The 14,923-nt window shown below is 69.1% G+C and carries 19 protein-coding genes; 13 read left to right on the top strand and 6 right to left on the bottom strand.

Annotation, left to right across the window (positions count from 1 at the left end; genetic code table 11):
- Positions 1–10 precede the first annotated feature (10 nt).
- Positions 11–2,257, bottom strand: a complete 2,247-nt coding sequence (locus tag ACVDFE_RS17160) for a chitobiase/beta-hexosaminidase C-terminal domain-containing protein (RefSeq protein WP_458431028.1) — start codon at positions 2,255–2,257, stop codon at positions 11–13.
- 154 nt (positions 2,258–2,411) lie between these two features.
- Between ACVDFE_RS17160 and ACVDFE_RS17155 the strand changes: the two genes are divergently transcribed.
- The 4 genes from ACVDFE_RS17155 to ACVDFE_RS17140 are packed head-to-tail and all read left to right on the top strand — an operon-like array spanning position 2,412 to position 4,055.
- Positions 2,412–3,251 (top strand): helix-turn-helix domain-containing protein, encoded by an 840-nt coding sequence (locus tag ACVDFE_RS17155; protein WP_360392119.1) that lies wholly within the window; start codon positions 2,412–2,414, stop codon positions 3,249–3,251.
- Entirely contained in the window at positions 3,226–3,408 is a 183-nt protein-coding gene (locus ACVDFE_RS17150; protein WP_458431026.1) for a DUF397 domain-containing protein, read from the top strand. Before ACVDFE_RS17155 ends, ACVDFE_RS17150 begins: the two co-directional genes overlap by 26 nt.
- 14 nt (positions 3,409–3,422) lie before the next feature.
- Positions 3,423–3,605: a DUF397 domain-containing protein gene (locus ACVDFE_RS17145; RefSeq protein WP_458431025.1), complete on the top strand. Its 183-nt coding sequence runs from the start codon at positions 3,423–3,425 to the stop codon at positions 3,603–3,605.
- Between the two features lie 27 nt (positions 3,606–3,632).
- The gene (locus ACVDFE_RS17140) at positions 3,633–4,055 is read left to right on the top strand and encodes an Imm1 family immunity protein (RefSeq protein ID WP_458431024.1); all 423 of its coding nucleotides are present in this window, start codon (positions 3,633–3,635) and stop codon (positions 4,053–4,055) included.
- 18 nt (positions 4,056–4,073) lie between these two features.
- Here ACVDFE_RS17140 and ACVDFE_RS17135 read toward each other — a convergent pair whose 3' ends face one another.
- The 4 genes from ACVDFE_RS17135 to ACVDFE_RS17120 are packed head-to-tail and all read right to left on the bottom strand — an operon-like array spanning position 4,074 to position 8,215.
- Positions 4,074–5,738 carry an aminotransferase class V-fold PLP-dependent enzyme gene (locus tag ACVDFE_RS17135; RefSeq protein ID WP_458431023.1) on the bottom strand — a complete coding sequence of 555 codons (1,665 nt, stop codon included), beginning with the start codon at positions 5,736–5,738 and terminating at the stop codon, positions 4,074–4,076.
- A complete protein-coding gene (locus tag ACVDFE_RS17130) occupies positions 5,739–6,497 on the bottom strand; it encodes an amino acid ABC transporter ATP-binding protein (protein ID WP_458431022.1) in 759 nt (252 codons plus the stop codon).
- Positions 6,484–7,302, bottom strand: coding sequence for an amino acid ABC transporter permease (locus ACVDFE_RS17125; protein WP_360392133.1), 819 nt, complete (start codon positions 7,300–7,302; stop codon positions 6,484–6,486). Before ACVDFE_RS17125 ends, ACVDFE_RS17130 begins: the two co-directional genes overlap by 14 nt.
- 10 nt (positions 7,303–7,312) lie before the next feature.
- Positions 7,313–8,215, bottom strand: coding sequence for an ABC transporter substrate-binding protein (locus ACVDFE_RS17120; RefSeq protein WP_360392136.1), 903 nt, complete (start codon positions 8,213–8,215; stop codon positions 7,313–7,315).
- Between the two features lie 185 nt (positions 8,216–8,400).
- Between ACVDFE_RS17120 and trxA the strand changes: the two genes are divergently transcribed.
- The 7 genes from trxA to ACVDFE_RS17085 all read left to right on the top strand — a co-directional run bounded on the left by trxA (position 8,401) and on the right by ACVDFE_RS17085 (position 12,090).
- A complete protein-coding gene (trxA, locus tag ACVDFE_RS17115) occupies positions 8,401–8,769 on the top strand; it encodes a thioredoxin (protein ID WP_360392139.1) in 369 nt (122 codons plus the stop codon).
- A 60-nt stretch (positions 8,770–8,829) separates the two neighbouring features.
- On the top strand, positions 8,830–9,219 hold the full coding sequence (locus ACVDFE_RS17110; RefSeq protein ID WP_360392141.1) for a phage holin family protein: 390 nt from the start codon (positions 8,830–8,832) through the stop codon (positions 9,217–9,219).
- Positions 9,216–9,503, top strand: coding sequence for a DUF3618 domain-containing protein (locus ACVDFE_RS17105; RefSeq protein WP_360392143.1), 288 nt, complete (start codon positions 9,216–9,218; stop codon positions 9,501–9,503). Before ACVDFE_RS17110 ends, ACVDFE_RS17105 begins: the two co-directional genes overlap by 4 nt.
- Complete coding sequence (locus tag ACVDFE_RS17100) at positions 9,500–9,769, top strand: DUF4235 domain-containing protein (RefSeq protein ID WP_360392146.1); 270 nt, start codon at positions 9,500–9,502, stop codon at positions 9,767–9,769. Before ACVDFE_RS17105 ends, ACVDFE_RS17100 begins: the two co-directional genes overlap by 4 nt.
- Positions 9,770–9,871: 102 nt before the next feature.
- Positions 9,872–10,390, top strand: coding sequence for a VOC family protein (locus tag ACVDFE_RS17095; RefSeq protein ID WP_360392148.1), 519 nt, complete (start codon positions 9,872–9,874; stop codon positions 10,388–10,390).
- A 12-nt stretch (positions 10,391–10,402) separates the two neighbouring features.
- On the top strand, positions 10,403–11,491 hold the full coding sequence (locus tag ACVDFE_RS17090; protein WP_360392151.1) for an S-(hydroxymethyl)mycothiol dehydrogenase: 1,089 nt from the start codon (positions 10,403–10,405) through the stop codon (positions 11,489–11,491).
- Positions 11,491–12,090, top strand: a complete 600-nt coding sequence (locus tag ACVDFE_RS17085) for an MBL fold metallo-hydrolase (RefSeq protein ID WP_360392154.1) — start codon at positions 11,491–11,493, stop codon at positions 12,088–12,090. Before ACVDFE_RS17090 ends, ACVDFE_RS17085 begins: the two co-directional genes overlap by 1 nt.
- 15 nt (positions 12,091–12,105) lie before the next feature.
- Here ACVDFE_RS17085 and ACVDFE_RS17080 read toward each other — a convergent pair whose 3' ends face one another.
- Positions 12,106–12,864 (bottom strand): enoyl-CoA hydratase/isomerase family protein, encoded by a 759-nt coding sequence (locus ACVDFE_RS17080; RefSeq protein WP_458431019.1) that lies wholly within the window; start codon positions 12,862–12,864, stop codon positions 12,106–12,108.
- Positions 12,865–12,968: 104 nt separating this feature from the next.
- On the opposite strand from ACVDFE_RS17080, the gene ACVDFE_RS17075 reads away from it, so the two are divergent.
- Together ACVDFE_RS17075 and ACVDFE_RS17070 are read left to right on the top strand one after the other, a co-directional pair.
- A complete protein-coding gene (locus tag ACVDFE_RS17075; RefSeq protein WP_360392157.1) occupies positions 12,969–13,937 on the top strand; it encodes a DUF2332 domain-containing protein in 969 nt (322 codons plus the stop codon).
- A 66-nt stretch (positions 13,938–14,003) separates the two neighbouring features.
- The gene (locus ACVDFE_RS17070; RefSeq protein WP_360392160.1) at positions 14,004–14,918 is read left to right on the top strand and encodes a hypothetical protein; all 915 of its coding nucleotides are present in this window, start codon (positions 14,004–14,006) and stop codon (positions 14,916–14,918) included.
- The last annotated feature ends 5 nt before the right edge of the window (positions 14,919–14,923 follow it).

Here is a 14,923-nt window from a genome sequence, read left to right as displayed (position 1 = left end):
GATCGAGCGCCTACGGGTAGTTGACGACGTTCACCGGCACGGTTCCCGGCGGCGTCACCCCTCCCGTCTCGTTGACCACGTGTGTGATGGTCCCCTTGTAGTTGAGCGACACGGTCAGCAGGTTGTGCAGCCGCACCCCGGACCGGTTGGGCACCTCGAACGCGTGGTGGGCCCGCACCGACGGGTTGACGTTGAAGAAGCAGTAGCTGCCGAGCCCCCACGCCTCGTGCGTGGTCACGTTGTCCGCGACCTTGTAGGCCGCGTAGCCGGCCAGGCCGTTCGGCGAGTTCCACACCGCCTGGTTCGGCACGTCGTAGGGCATCTCGTTCTGGAAGAAGATCGTCCGCCCGTTGTTGCCATTCCAGATGACCTGGTACTTCTGGTAGTGCTCGACGAACAGGCCGGTGGCCAGCACGTTGTTGCCGTTGACGACGACACCGGTGTCGCCGATGGCCTCGTTCCACCCGTAGGTGCCGGCGTTGCCGTGGTCGGCGCGCCAGACCCAGGTGTGGTCGATGATCGTGTCGTTGCTGTTGACGACGAGGCTGTTCGTGGCCTTGCCGGCGATGGCGCCGCCGACGCGGAAGAACACGTCCTGCAACGTGATCGGGTTCGCCGAGTGCGAGGCCGACGAGCCGGGTGTGCCGACGGTCAGCAGCGACTGCGACAGGGTCGTGCCGGCGTCGAACAGGACGCCCTTGATCCGCACGCCGTCGACGTCGGCGACCTGCATGGCCGTGACGCCGTTCTGCGGCACGATCGTCGCGTACCCGATGCCGAGCACGACGGTGTTCGGCCGGGTGATCTGCAGCGTCTGGTTGACGTTGTAGATGCCGGGCGTGAAGAACAGGTTGCAGCCCTGGGCCAGCGCCGCGTTGATCGTCGAGGCGGTGTCACCGGACTTGACGACGTAGAACTGGCTCATCGGCAACGACGAACCGGGCGTGCCGCCGTTGATCCACGACGCACCGGAGGCGTTGGTGCGCAACGAGGGCAGGAACACCCGGTAGGCACCGTTCTCGAAGTACAGGTACGGCACGTCGCGCGAGACCGGCGTGGTCGCGAGGGTCGTCGACGGCGGGTTCGGGAACGTGGTCGCCGGAGCGCCGGGCGTCCCGGAGAACACCATGTTCCACACGCCGCCGTTCCAGCTGCCGTAGTTGGAGTCGCGGGTGTACCACTGCTGCTGCGACACCGACGCCGTCTGCCCGGACACGCGCGTGTCGGCGGTGTAGCCACCGGACGCGAAGCCGTAGGAGGCCGGGTAGAGCGCCAGGTTGCCGCGGATGTCCATGCGGCGGAACGGCGCGGCTTGTGCGACGGCCCAGCGGTTGGTGCCGTTGCTGGGGTTCACGGCCATGTTCTCGGCCGAGCGCCAGAAGTTCTGCAGCGCCACGCCCTGGTCGGACTCGTTGAACGCGTCCACGGTGATGTCGCCGTTGATGACCACGTCACCGGGGTTGCGGCCCAGACCCGCGACGGACGTGTAGTAGCCGACGTCGTCGTGGATGTTGTACGTGCCCGGCTTGAACAGGTGCGCGACCCGCCGCGGCGCCATCTGCGCCGTCAGCGTGTCTTTTTGCATGTTGAAGTCCGCGTCCAGCTGCGTCTGGATGCTCGCCGCCGACATGCTCGGGTCGAAGATCCGGGTGTTCGGCCCGAAGTTCGGCGTGTTGGACTGCACGCAACCCTGCTGCGTGCCGATGGTGTAGGTGGCGCTGCCCACGGACGAGTTCGCGAGCCCGGACTTGATGCCGATCGCGTTGATGGTCCTGGAGCTCGGCACCGAGATCGGCCCGCTGTAGACCGGGGAGGACGCCGTCGGCGTCGAACCGTCCACTGTGTACCGGATGGTCGCGCCGGAGGTGGCGGTGGAGATCGTCACCGTCTGCCCGGACGTGTAGGCGCCGCCCGGCGGGCTGAACGCGGGAGTGGCGACCGGTGCCTGCGTGCTGCCGTGCGTGTAGGTGAAGTGCGGCGTGTCGTACTGGGGGCCGCTCTTCTCGTAGGTGAACCAGTACTCGACCACCGTGCCCGCCGACAGCGACCCGACGGACTTCTGCCACGTCCCGCCGTTGTTGGTCATCCGGAAGTTCTGCTGGGGCGTGTTGGTGATCAGGTAGTGGACGTCCACGTACAGAGCGGGCGTCGTCGGCGTGAAGTTGATCCTCGCCTCGGACGTGCTGACGGACGTCACGTTCTGCGTGTAGTCCGCCGCCGCCGAAGCGGTGTCGGACGCGGCTAATGAAGCCAGCACAACGGCAACGGCAGCGAAGCCGGCCTGCAATCTCGTCTTTGAGAGCGCTCTCACACCTGATGACGGTAAACGGCGCGGGTCCGCGGGACAAGCGCCGTTTCCACCCGAACGGGTCCGTACCTTGAAACGACTTCAAGCAATAGCGTCGGAGGCCATGACCTACTCCACCGCGTACAGCCGTGACCTCGGCGACGAGCTGCGCCTCATCCGGGAGACGAGCACGTCGCTGCACGGCCGCGCCATGGCGAACCGGCTCGGCTGGGACCCGAGCAAGGTCTCCACCATCGAACACGGGAAGGCGCACGCGAGCGCGGGCGACATCATCCAGTACCTGACGGTGTGCGGCAAGGACCTGGAGTACATCGAGGCTTTTCAGGCCCGGTACCGGCACGCCTTCGACCCGTACTTCGCCCAGATGCCGGAGAACCTGCGCACGCTCATGATGGCCGAGTCGCTGGCCACGAAGATCACCTGGGTGGAGACCAGCACCGCCCCTGGTCTCGTCCAGACAGCCGAGTACGCCGATGCGCTGTACCGCAAAGCGGGGCTGGTTGCCCTGGAGAAGATCGCGGCGTGCGTGCAGTGCCGCATCGACCGGCAAACGATCCTGCGGCGCGCCAGACGACCGGAGATCCGGATCTACGTGCTCGAACGCGCTCTGCAAACCTACGTCGGCGACGACAAAATCATGGAGGAGCAGTACCTCCGCATGCTCTTCAACACGCACATCGTGCGGATCATCCCTGAGGACGCGGTCATCCTGACGGCGGGTTGCGCTCTGCTGGAGTTCGAGAAGGCGCCGCCGGTTGCGTACACCGACAGTGAACTGGCACAGGTTTTCGCTCAGGACGATGCTGCGATCGAGGTTGCAGTAGCTCTGTTCAAGCGACTGGAGACGTTCGCCTTGGATCAGGAACAATCGAAGCGCAAGCTGATGGAGTACATCAGCCGACTTCGAGGGGATTCCAATGGCGCGGGAACGGACCTGGCGTAAGAGCAGCTACAGCACAGGAGGCGAGGCCAGCGCCTGTGTCGACGTGTCGCTGGCCCACAACGCGCAGGTGCGGGACTCGAAGAACGTGAGCGGCGACGTGCTCACGTTCTCGACCCCCGCCTGGCAGTCGCTGCTCACGCACCTCGGTTCGCGCTGAGATGGAGCACCCTCATGACGCAGGGACGGACCTGGCGCAAGAGCAGCTACAGCACCGGCGGTGACAGCAGCGCCTGTGTCGACGTGTCGCTCGACCACAACGCGCTGGTGCGGGACTCGAAGAACGTGAGCGGCGACGTGCTCACGTTCTCGACTTCCGCCTGGCGGTCGCTGGTCGCACACGTCGGCTCGCGCTGAGATGGAGCACCCTCGGAGAACAGAGCCGTGGTGGAGCTGGAAGCCTGGTACGAGGAGGACCAGGACGACGCCGTGATCGTCCGCACCCCGGCCGAGCTGGACGCCGTGCTGGACGCCGTCGCCGGTCGGGACGGCCGCGTGCTCGTCGACCTGTACGTGGCCGAGAACCCCGGCCGCGCGAACTTCAACGTCGGGCTGCACGGCCAGGCCGGTCGGGGCGCGCTGTACTACGCCGGTGGCGGGCAGAAGTGGTTCAGCACGGAAACGCCCGGAACCGACTGGGGTTCCGCCGAACCGGTCCTGTACTACCTGATGAGCTCGGACACCGAGTACCCGGCCGACTCCGAGATCCCGCTGGACGTCGTGCGCCGGGCCGCCCACGAGTTCATGACCACCGGCGGCGAGCGCCCGGTCGCGCCCGCCTGGAGGGCCGCTCCGGACTGGTGGTGAGCGGCCCGCCGGCAGCCCTCACGTGCCCCGGTTCGCGTTGAGGTAGTTGTAGATCGTGTAGCGGGTCACCGCGAGCACGCTCGCCAGGTGGTCGACCGAGTCGCGGATCAGGAAGAACCCCGCCTCGTCCAGCACCCGCACGACCTGCGACTTGTGCACCTTCTTCATCAGCTCGACCGGCACCCCGACGTCGGCGATCGCCTTCTCGACGAGCACCCGTTGGAGTGTGTCCACGTCCTGCGGGAACGACTCGACGGGCCCGGACGCCTCGTGCGCGGCGAGCTTGTTGACGCACAGGCAGCCCACCGCCACCCCGGCCGCGTCGCGCACGAAGGTCGTCGACGACCAGATCGCGCGGCCGTCCGGCGCGTAGGTCTCGTAGCCGGGCATGTCGGTCGTCGTGCCGCGGCGGACCAGGCCGAGCAGCAGGTCCGTCATCGGGCCGCCCACCTGGCGGCCGGTGAGCGAGCCGGCGATCGCGATGATCGAGTTCGGCAGCCGGGACAGGTCGTGCACCACGACCTCGGTGTCCGGGCCCAGTGCCGTGGCGAGGCTGTCGACCGTCGGCACCAGCGCCGACAGCGCCGCCGGCATGGTCGAGACCGACGGACCGGACAGCGACCGCAGCGCCGACCGGACGCGTTCGAGGGTGCCGCGGGTGGTCGTGGCGTGCGGGGACAGGCGGACGTGCTCCGGGCGGACGGTGGCGGTGACGCCGAACGACTTCAGCGCCTCCCCCACGACCGGCGCGGCCTCGGCCGTCGTGAACGCCAGGATGCCGGCGCGGCGGTCGCGGGCGGAGACGACCTCGCCGCCGCACGACAGCACGATCTCCTCCAGTTCGGCGACGACCTCGGCGACGGCGGTGTCGAGCGCGCCCACGCCCGCCAGCTCGACGAGCTCCAGCGCCTCGGCGAACGCACCGGACACGACCGGGGAGAGGTTGGTGACGTTCCACGCCGCCGCGTCGGGGGCCGCAGCGTGCACGGCGTTGTCGAACAGGCCCGCGTCCACCGCGCCCGTCCACCCGGACAGCACGGGCTGGAGCCGTTCCAGCGCGCGGTCCGACAGCACCACGAAACCGGTGCTCCACCCGGCCCGCAGCCACTTCTGGCCGCCGACCACGAGCACGTCGGCCACCTCCCACGGTTCGTCGACCACGCCGAAGCCCTGGATGCCGTCCACGATCAGCAGGCGGTCGCCGACGGCCTCGCGCAACGCCGCCAGGTCCGCCCGGTAGCCGGTGCGGAAGTCCACGGCGGACACCGACAGCGCGGACACCTCGGGCGTCAGCGCGTCGACGACCGAGGACGCCGTCACCGCGCCGTCGAGCACCACCGACGACAGGCCCGCGCGCACCCACGGGTAGGTGTTCGACGGGAACTCCGCCGCCGAGTACATGACGGTGCCGGTCAGGCCGAACGCGGCCTGGAAGAGGCCGGTCGACGTGTTCGGCACGAGCGCCACGTGGTCGGTGTCGGTGCGGCACAGCCGCGCGGCGGCGGCCTTGACGCGTTGCTCCTCGCGCATCAGCGTGTCCACCGTGGCGGGACCGGCGAGCGACGCCTGCTCCATCAGCCGGGTCGTGGCCGCCACCACCGGGATCGACGGGGGGCCGAAGCGGGCGAAGTCGAGGTACCCCTCCGGTTCGCGGAACTGGGCGAGGTACGAGGAGTTGGTCACCTAGAGCACCTTTGCGAGGAACTGCCGCGTGCGCGGCTGCTGCGGGTTGTCGAGCACGTCGGCCGGGGTGCCGGACTCGACGACCGCGCCGTCGACGAGGAACACCACGCGGTCGGCGACCGAGCGGGCGAAGCCGATCTCGTGGGTGACCACGATCATCGTCATGCCGTCGCGGGCGAGACCGGTCATCACGTCGAGCACCTCCCCGACGAGCTCGGGGTCCAGCGCCGACGTGGGCTCGTCGAACAACATCAGCTTGGGTTTCATCGCCAGCGCGCGGGCGATCGCAACACGCTGCTGCTGGCCGCCGGACAGCTGCGCCGGGTAGGCGCCGGCCTTCTCCGCGAGCCCGACCCGTTCCAGCAGGTCGCGCGCCTCGGCGACGGCGGTGGCCCGGTTGACGCCGAGCACGTGCACCGGGCCCTCGAAGACGTTCTCCAGCGCCGTGCGGTGCGGGAACAGGTTGAACCGCTGGAACACCATGCCCACGTCACGGCGCTGCCGGGCGACGTCGCGCTCCTTCAGCTCGTACAGCTTGCCGCCGGCCGCGCGGAACCCGACCGGCACGCCGTCGACCCAGATGCGGCCCGCGTCGATGGTCTCCAGGTGGTTCACGCAGCGCAGGAACGTCGACTTGCCGGCACCGGACGGCCCGAGCAGGCACACGACCTCACCCCGCTCGACCTCCAGGTCGATGCCCTTGAGCACCTCGGTGTGACCGAACGACTTGCGGACATCGACCGCCTCAACGAGGGCCATACGCACGCTCCAGGTAGTGCTGCCCGACCGACGCCAGCGACACCATCACCAGGTACCAGGCCGCGGCGGCGAACAGGGTCTCCATGATCTCCAGGTTGCGCGAGGCGATGTTGTTCGCGGCGTGGATGAGCTCCAGGAACGCGATCACCGACGCCATCGACGTGCCCTTGATCATGTTGATGAAGTTGTTGCCGGTCGGTGGGATGATCACGCGCATGGCCTGCGGCAGGACCACCCGCCGCAACGTCGTGGCCGGGGTCATGCCGATCGACTTGGCCGCCTCGGTCTGACCGGGGTCCACGCTGGACAGACCTGCGCGGACGATCTCGGCCATGTAGGCGCTCTCGTTCAGCCCCAGCCCCAGTAACGCCGCCACGAACGCGGTCATCACCACGTTCGTCGGCACGCTGAACACCATCGGGATGCTGATGTTCTGGAAGACGAGCGCGAGGTTGAACCAGATGAGGATCTGCAGCAGCACCGGCAGGCCGCGGAACAGCCAGATGTAGCCGATGGCGAACCACCGTGCGACCGGGTTGGCGCTCAGCCGCATCAGCGCGACCACCACACCGAGCACGATCGCACCACCCTGCGCGGCGATGGCCAGCACGATGGTGTTGACCAGGCCTTCGAGCATGACGGGGTGCGTGAAGAACCCCGGGACGTGCTCCCACTGGATCTGCGCCTCCGCCATCGCCCAGCCCAGGCCGGCGATGATGATGACGATGATCCCCGCGCTGACCCACCGCCACGGGTGGCTCAGCGGGACGACGACGAGCTCATGATCCTGCTTCTGATCGGACATCCGATCGACATCACTTGCCATTGATCGCAGCCTTGCCGATCGCACCCTGCTTGATGTCCCAGTTGCCGAGGATCTTGGCGTAGGTGCCGTCGTCGATCAGTGCCTGCAACGCGCCCTTGACCGCCTCGCTGAGCTTGGCGTTCTGCTTGTTCACGCCGATGCCGTACGGGCCGCCGTTGATCGGGGCGAGCTCGACGACCTCGAAGAACGCGCCGTCACCCGCGGTCTTGGCGACGTACACGGCGGTCGGCAGGTCGTTGAGGATCGCGGCGACGCGGCCGGTGCGCAGCTGGTTCTGGTTGCCGGTGTCGCTGTCGGTGACGCTGACCTGCACCTCGGGCTTGCCCGCGGCGACGCAGCGCTGGCTCTGCTCCTTGGCGAACGTCTCCTGCGAGCTGCCGAGGTTCACCGCCACCCCCTTGCCGCAGAGGTCGTCGGGCCCCTTGACGCCCTGCGGGTTGCCCTTCTGCACCATGATCGTGATGCCGGAGGTGAAGTAGTCGACGAAGTCGATCTTCTGCTGACGTTCGGCGGTGTCGTTCATCGCCGCCATCGTCACGTCGACCCGGCCGGTCTCCAGGCTCGTGATCAGCGAGCTGAACGCCATGTCGCTGTGCTCGGCCTTGAGCCCGATCTTGGCGGCGATCGCGGTGATCAGGTCGACCTCGGACCCCTGCGGGGTCTTGCCGTCCTCCTTGTAGAAGTTGTTCGGCGGGTTCTGGATGTTCGACCCGACCCGCAGCTTGCCGGTCTGCGCGATGGCCGGGGGCACGAGCGCGGCGAGCGCGTCGTCCTTCTGGACGCTCGACAGGTCCGAGGACGGCGGGGTGGTCGTCTGCGCGTTGTCAGACGTGCCGCCACACGCGGTGAGCGTGGCGACGAGCAGCGTGGTCACGAGCAGGCGCGGCTTCATGGCCGGGAACCTACAACGCTCCGTTGAAGACGTCCACAAAAGTTGAAATCCACGCCTGTCCCAGTGCACGCGGGGAGCTTTCGTACTCGTAGAGGGCACGCGGGGTCCCCGCGTGCCCGGAGGGGCGGGAATTTTGGGGGCGGTTGGGGCGTTGGGAGGGGCGAGCCAACTACGAGGAGGAACAGATGGCGACGGTCGAGCTGACCACGGAGAACTTCGACGAGGTGGTCGGCGGTTCCGGCATCGTCCTGGTCGACTTCTGGGCCGAGTGGTGCGGGCCGTGCCGTGCGTTCGCGCCGACGTACGAGGCGGCGTCGGAGAAGCACGAGGACCTGGTGTTCGGCAAGGTCGACACGGAGGCGCAGCAGGAGCTCGCGGCCACGTTCGGCATCCGGTCGATCCCCACGTTGATGATCGTGCGCGAGGGTGTCGTGCTGTTCGCCCAGCCGGGTGCGCTGCCGGGCAACGCGCTGGACGACCTGATCGAGCAGGCCCGCGGTGTGGACATGGAAGAGGTCCACGCGAAGGTCAAGCAGGCGCAGGAACAGGGCTGACCTCCCGCGAAACACCCATGTCGGTGATTCGCGAGGGGCTACTCCGGGTAGCCGAGTCGCATGAACACCGACACGTCGACCGCACAGCTGGTCAACCAGCTGTCCGAGCAGGTGAGCAGGCTCGCACGCGATGAGATTCGCCTCGCGGTCGCCGAGCTCAAGGACAAGGGCAAGCACGCCGGTGTCGGCGCCGGGTTGTTCGGCGCGGCCGGCGTGTTCGCGTGGTGGGGCGGGCTGAGCGTCGTCGCCGGCCTGGTCCTCGCCCTCTCCCTCGTGCTGCCTGGGTGGGCGGCTGCCCTCATCGTCGCCGCCGGGCTCCTCCTGATCGCCGGTGTCCTGGCGCTGGTGGGGCGCTCGCAGGTCAAGCAGGCCGCTCCGCCCGTGCCGCGGCAGGCGGTGGAGAACGTCCAGCGCGACATCGCGACGATCAAGGAGAGTGCGCACCGATGACCGATCCCAGGGAGCAGTTGCAGCGGGACGTCGAACGCACCCGCCGTGAGCTCGGCGAGACCGTGGAGGCGTTGGCGCACAAGGTCGACGTGCCGGGTCGTGTGAAGGAGCAGGCGCACGAGACGGTCGTGCGGATGACCGCGGCGACCGACCAGGCCGTGGCGTCGCTGCCCGAACCGGTGGCGCAGCAGGTGCAGAAGGCGCGTCAGCACCCGCTGGCGATCGGAGCGGTGCTGATGGCACTCGTGCTCCTCATCTGGAAGCTGTCCAGGAGGAACGGATGAAGCTGCTGTACCGCCCACTCGGAATGCTGCTCGGTGCGCTGGGCGGCATGGCCGCCACGGCGATCTTCGGGCAGATCTGGAAGGTCGTCGCCGGCGACAAGGAAGCGCCCAGCGCGACCATGAAGGACCGCCGCTGGCGCGAGGTCCTGCTCGCCGCCGCACTGCAGGGAGCGATCTTCGGCCTGGTCAAGGCCGCGATCGACCGCGGTGGCGCCGTCGGCTTCCAGAAGGCCACGGGCAAGTGGCCCGGCGACGAGGAAGACTGACCACCGCACCACCACGGCACGACACGAGCCGGTCCGCGCCCACCCGCGGACCGGCTCGTCGTGGTCCTGCGGGCGTTTGAACCCTCAACTACTCTGGTCGGCATGCCACAGCCAGAGGGTGCCGAGCTGGACGCGATCAGGGCCAAGCGCGACGAGCTGCGCGAACGCTACGTGAAGCCGTTGGCCGACCGCGGCGGCTCACCGACGCAGGGCGTCCACCACATCGCGCTGATCTGCCGCGACGTCGAGGAGACGATCCGGTTCTACCAGGAGTTCCTCGGCTTCCCGCTGGTGGAGCTCGTGGAGAACCGCGACTACCGCGGCTCCAGCCACTTCTTCTTCGACCTCGGCAGCAAGAACCTGCTGGGGTTCTTCGACTTCCCCGGTCACGACCACCCGCCGTTCTCCGAGACGATCGGCGCCGTGCAGCACCTGGCGCTGTCCATCTCGCCGGAGCGGTTCGACGCGATCAAGGCCAAGCTCGACGAGGACGGGGTCGAGTACCTGGGGCCGGATCGGGGCGTCGAGGACAGCCTGTACATCCGCGACCCCAACGGTGTAGGGATTGAGTTCTACCGGGAAGAGCTGGGCAAGTTCGAAGGCTCGACGCTCGTCAACTGAAGGAGTCGCAGAGTGGCGCAAGAGGTCAAGGGCATCGTCGCCAGGGGCAAGGGACAACCCGTCGAGCTGACCTCGGTGCTGGTGCCCGACCCCGGACCCGGTGAGGCCGTGGTGAAGGTGCAGGCGTGCGGCGTCTGCCACACCGACCTGCACTACCGCGAGGGCGGCATCAACGACGAGTTCCCGTTCCTGCTCGGGCACGAGGCGGCCGGTGTCGTCGAGTCCGTGGGCGAGGGCGTCGCCGACCTCGAACCCGGCGACTTCGTGGTGCTCAACTGGCGCGCGGTCTGCGGCACGTGCCGTGCCTGCAAGCGCGGCAAGCCGTGGTACTGCTTCTCGACGTTCAACGCGACGCAGCCGATGACGCTGACCGACGGCACGAAGCTGTCGCCCGCGCTGGGCATCGGCGCGTTCGCCGAGAAGACGCTGGTCCACTCGGGACAGTGCACGAAGGTCGACCCGTCCGCGCGGGCCGCGGCCGTGGGCCTGCTGGGCTGCGGTGTCATGGCCGGTGTGGGCGCGGCGGTGAACACCGGTGGTGTCACGCGCGGCGACTCGGTGGCCGTGATCGGCTGCGGTGGTGTCGGTGACGGCGCGATCGCCGGTGCGCGCCTCGCGGGTGCGGCGAAGATCATCGCCGTGGACACGGACCCGCGGAAGCTGGAGTGGGCCAAGGGTTTCGGTGCCACGCACACGGTCAACGCCCGCGAGGTCGACGACGTGGTGACGGCGATCCAGGACCTGACCGGCTCGTTCGGCGCGGACGTGGTGATCGACGCGGTCGGCCGCCCGGAGACGTGGAAGCAGGCGTTCTACGCCCGCGACCTCGCCGGGACGGTCGTGCTGGTCGGCGTCCCGACGCCGGACATGACGCTGGAGATGCCGCTGATCGACTTCTTCTCGCGCGGCGGGTCGCTCAAGTCCTCCTGGTACGGCGACTGCCTGCCCTCGCGGGACTTCCCGCTGCTGGTCGACCTCTACCAGCAGGGCCGGTTCGACCTGGACGCGTTCGTCACCGAGGAGATCGCGCTGGACGGCGTCGAGGGCGCGTTCGAGAAGATGCACCACGGCGACGTGCTGCGATCGGTCGTGGTGTTCTGATGGCGCTGCGGGTGGACCACACCGTCACGTCCGGCACGTTCTCGCTGGACGGCGAGACGTTCGACGTCGACAACAACGTCTGGGTGATCGGCGACGACAGGGAGTGCGTCGTCATCGACGCACCGCACGACGTGGACGCGATCCTGGCGGTCGTCGGCAGCCGCCGGGTCAAGGCGATCCTGCTGACCCACGCCCACGACGACCACGTGCGGGTCGCTCCCGACCTCGCGCACGCCACGGGTGCTCCCCTGGCGCTGCACCAGGCCGACCGGGTCGTGTGGGAGCTGACCCACACGGGCGTCACCCCGCACGAGGCGTTGCAGGACGGCCAGGTGCTCACGGTGGCCGGCGAGGAGATCCACGTGCTGCACACGCCGGGCCACTCGCCCGGCGCGGTGTGCTTCTACGTGCCGTCGCTGGGCGCGGTGTTCACCGGTGACACGCTGTTCCAGGGCGGTCCGGGCGCGACCGGCCGGTCGTTCTCCGACCGGCCGACGATCGAGCGGTCGATCCGGGAGAAGCTCTTCGAGCTGCCCGGCGGCACCGTGGTGCACACCGGCCACGGCGAGGACACCACGATCGACGCCGAACGCTTCTGACCCCTGCCGGCCACGTCAGAACCGCGGGGGCCGCTTCTCCAGGAACGCCGACACGCCCTCCGCGTAGTCGGCGCTGGAGGCGGCCTCCGCGTACAGCGCCCGCACGAAGTCGTCCTCGTGGCCACCGTCGGTGATCGAGTTGACGATCTTCTTCGCCCCGCGCACGCTCACCTGCGCACGCCCGGCGATCTGTGCCGCCAGTTCCCCGACGCGCGCGCCGAGGTCCGCGACGACCTCGTTGACCAGCCCGATCCGCAACGCGGTCGCTGCGTCGATCAGGTCGGCGGAGAACAGGATCTGCTTCGCCCACGCCGGGCCGACCACGTCGACGAGCTGCTTGGTGGACGTGAAGTTGTAGACGATGCCCAGTTTCGCCGGGGTGATCCCGAACCGCGCGCCGGCCGCCGCCACCCGGAGGTCGCAGGCGAGGGCGATCTCGCAGCCGCCGCCCACGCAGAACCCGGACACCGCCGCGATGGTGGGCTTGTCGAGCTGCACGATGGCGCGCTCGCCGTTGTGCACAGCTTCCCCGTAGCGCGCGGCACCCTCCGCGCCCCGGCGCAGGGTGGAGAACTCCGCGATGTCCGCGCCGGCCGAGAAGTGCTCGCCACCCCTGATGACCAGCACGCGGACGCTGTCGTCGGCGGACACGCGGGCCATCAGGCCGGGCAGTGCGGACCACATCTCGTAGCTCATCGCGTTGCGCTTGGCCGGCCGGTCGATCGTCAGCGTGGCGACCGGACCCGCCGTTGACAGCTGAAGGAATTCACTCACTTGCCGCACGATACAGCGCGCATTCGGCGCACATCCCGGCTCTTGTTCGGGTAGGAACGCGGTCACGCCGTTGTGACGTCCGTTGCCGAACAAGGGAGGAACGCGTGACCGCGGCCGGCATCGGCGCTGCCACCCTGCGCACCTTCGCGACGCGGTTGCGCGGCAGCGCTCCCGTCTCCGCGCGCATCCTCTCCGAGCTGGCGAGCGAGCTCGACCGGGGCGGCCCGGTGGCCGACCTGCTCTGCTCGCACAGCGCGGTGCACAGCCCGCTGTTCGGCATCCAGGCGCTGGCCGGGGTGCGGCTGCTGATGCTGTCGGGGCGGGCGCCGGAGCTGAGCGAGCGGTTCGCCGGCGCGCACGCGGCGGCGATGGCGGGCGCGTCGGACTCGGCGTCGCTGCTGGCGTGGCTGGCGGCGCGGCGGGCGATCGTGGAGAACCCCGGCGAGATCCTCGCGGCGCTCGACCGGACCGTGCAGCAGCACCAGCCCAAGACCGCCGGGTTCCTGTTGCGGGGCCTCACGATGATCGGCGCGCCCAAGGTCCGGTTGCTGGAACTGGGCGCGTGCGCGGGGCTGAACCTGATCCTGGACCGCTACCGCTGGTTCGGCCTCGACTGGGAGTGGGGCGACCGGGACTCGCCCGTCCGGCTGGCCGCCGCGGGACCGCGGCCACCGGAGCTCCGGATCGTCGCGCGGGCGGGCTGCGACCTGCAGCCGCGCGACCCGGCCGACCCGCGGCACGCGATGATCCTGCACTCGTTCATCCCGCCGGAGCACGACGCGCTGCGCTGGGACCTCGACGACGCCATCGAGCTCGCCGCGCAGGTCGGGGTGCGGGTCGCGCGGTCACCGGCCGGGCGGTGGCTGCGGGAGAACCTCGTGGCGCCGGACGAGAGCGACACCTGCACGGTGATCTGGCACAGCTCGTTCTGGCCGTACCTGACCGAGGACGAGCGGCTGGAGATCGAGACGACGCTGACCGCGGCGGCGGGGTCGATGCCGCTGGCGCGCGTGGCGTACGAGGCGGCCGACTTCCGGTCGACGCCGCGGTTGACGGTGACGATCTACAGCTGAACAGTCCGTGAACGGTCAATCGCGCACCGTGGTGCCCGTGGCTTCATCACCTCTAGTTTGCGGTGGGTGAAAACTTTTTTCGCGACCGCTGTTCTGCTCACGACGACCCTCATCGCCGCGCCGGCGCAGGCGGCCGTCTCCGACTACGACCTCGCCCTGCACTGGGCGCCGGTGCACCACCAGGACACGGACTCGTCGGACCACGACGCGGACTATCTGTCCACAGTGGACTTCGACGGCGACTGGGACGGGCTGAACAACTGGGAGAACCAGACCCAGCTGAGCCGCCTCACCGGTGCCGCCTACTACTCGGTCGTGGAGACGGAGACCCACTGGTTCCTCGTCTACTCGTTCTTCCACCCGCGCGACTGGGACGACAAGCCGGACCCGTTCGGCCTCACGACGCACGAGAACGACCTGGAGGGCGCGCTGTTCGTGGTCCGCAAGGACGCCTCCTACGGCACGCTCGAAGCCGCGGTCACGGTGGCGCACAGCGACTTCTACTCCTACGTGCCGGCCGGGTCGCCGTACCGCAGCGGTTCGGAGACGGTCGACGGCACGCTGCTGCTCTCCGGCGGGCGGCCGGCCACGCGCCAGGAGGCCAAGGGCCACGGCCTGTACCGCTGGGACGGCAACGACTTCCCCGGCGGCGACGGAGTCGTCTACCACCCCGCCGCGACCGGTGAGGTGCCCTCCGGTGGCAACGACCGGGACGTGAAGTACCGGCTGGTGGACACGTTCGCCGCGAACGGGATGTGGGCGCGCCGCAACAACTCCGAGACGTACGCGTCGTTCGGCACGTTCCGCGGCGACAACGGCAAGGACAACGCGGCGAACGCGCCCTGGGGCTGGGACGACCAGAACGACGGCGCGTTCTACCGCGGCTACCTGGCCACGCACCCGGCGGAGCTGGTGAACTCGTACTTCTCCGGCAAGGGCACGTTCAGCCTCACGTACGTGCGCAACGCCTACCGCGGCTGAGCCAG

The sequence above is a fragment of the Lentzea chajnantorensis genome (genome assembly GCF_054300775.1).
The sequence above is the reverse complement of the archived record's forward strand: the minus strand, read 5'-3'. Positions and strand labels throughout refer to the sequence as shown.

Bases quoted from the DNA above. Each gene is read 5' to 3' on its own strand.
- ACVDFE_RS17105 (WP_360392143.1), top strand. From the start codon at position 9,216: ATGACCGATCCCAGGGAGCAGTTGCAGCGGGACGTCGAACGCACCCGC.
- ACVDFE_RS17125 (WP_360392133.1), bottom strand. From the start codon at position 7,302: ATGTCCGATCAGAAGCAGGATCATGAGCTCGTCGTCGTCCCGCTGAGC.
- ACVDFE_RS17150 (WP_458431026.1), top strand. From the start codon at position 3,226: ATGGCGCGGGAACGGACCTGGCGTAAGAGCAGCTACAGCACAGGAGGC.
- ACVDFE_RS17100 (WP_360392146.1), top strand. From the start codon at position 9,500: ATGAAGCTGCTGTACCGCCCACTCGGAATGCTGCTCGGTGCGCTGGGC.
- ACVDFE_RS17120 (WP_360392136.1), bottom strand. From the start codon at position 8,215: ATGAAGCCGCGCCTGCTCGTGACCACGCTGCTCGTCGCCACGCTCACC.
- ACVDFE_RS17095 (WP_360392148.1), top strand. From the start codon at position 9,872: ATGCCACAGCCAGAGGGTGCCGAGCTGGACGCGATCAGGGCCAAGCGC.
- ACVDFE_RS17155 (WP_360392119.1), top strand. From the start codon at position 2,412: ATGACCTACTCCACCGCGTACAGCCGTGACCTCGGCGACGAGCTGCGC.
- trxA (WP_360392139.1), top strand. From the start codon at position 8,401: ATGGCGACGGTCGAGCTGACCACGGAGAACTTCGACGAGGTGGTCGGC.
- ACVDFE_RS17085 (WP_360392154.1), top strand. From the start codon at position 11,491: ATGGCGCTGCGGGTGGACCACACCGTCACGTCCGGCACGTTCTCGCTG.
- ACVDFE_RS17145 (WP_458431025.1), top strand. From the start codon at position 3,423: ATGACGCAGGGACGGACCTGGCGCAAGAGCAGCTACAGCACCGGCGGT.
- ACVDFE_RS17110 (WP_360392141.1), top strand. From the start codon at position 8,830: ATGAACACCGACACGTCGACCGCACAGCTGGTCAACCAGCTGTCCGAG.
- ACVDFE_RS17130 (WP_458431022.1), bottom strand. From the start codon at position 6,497: ATGGCCCTCGTTGAGGCGGTCGATGTCCGCAAGTCGTTCGGTCACACC.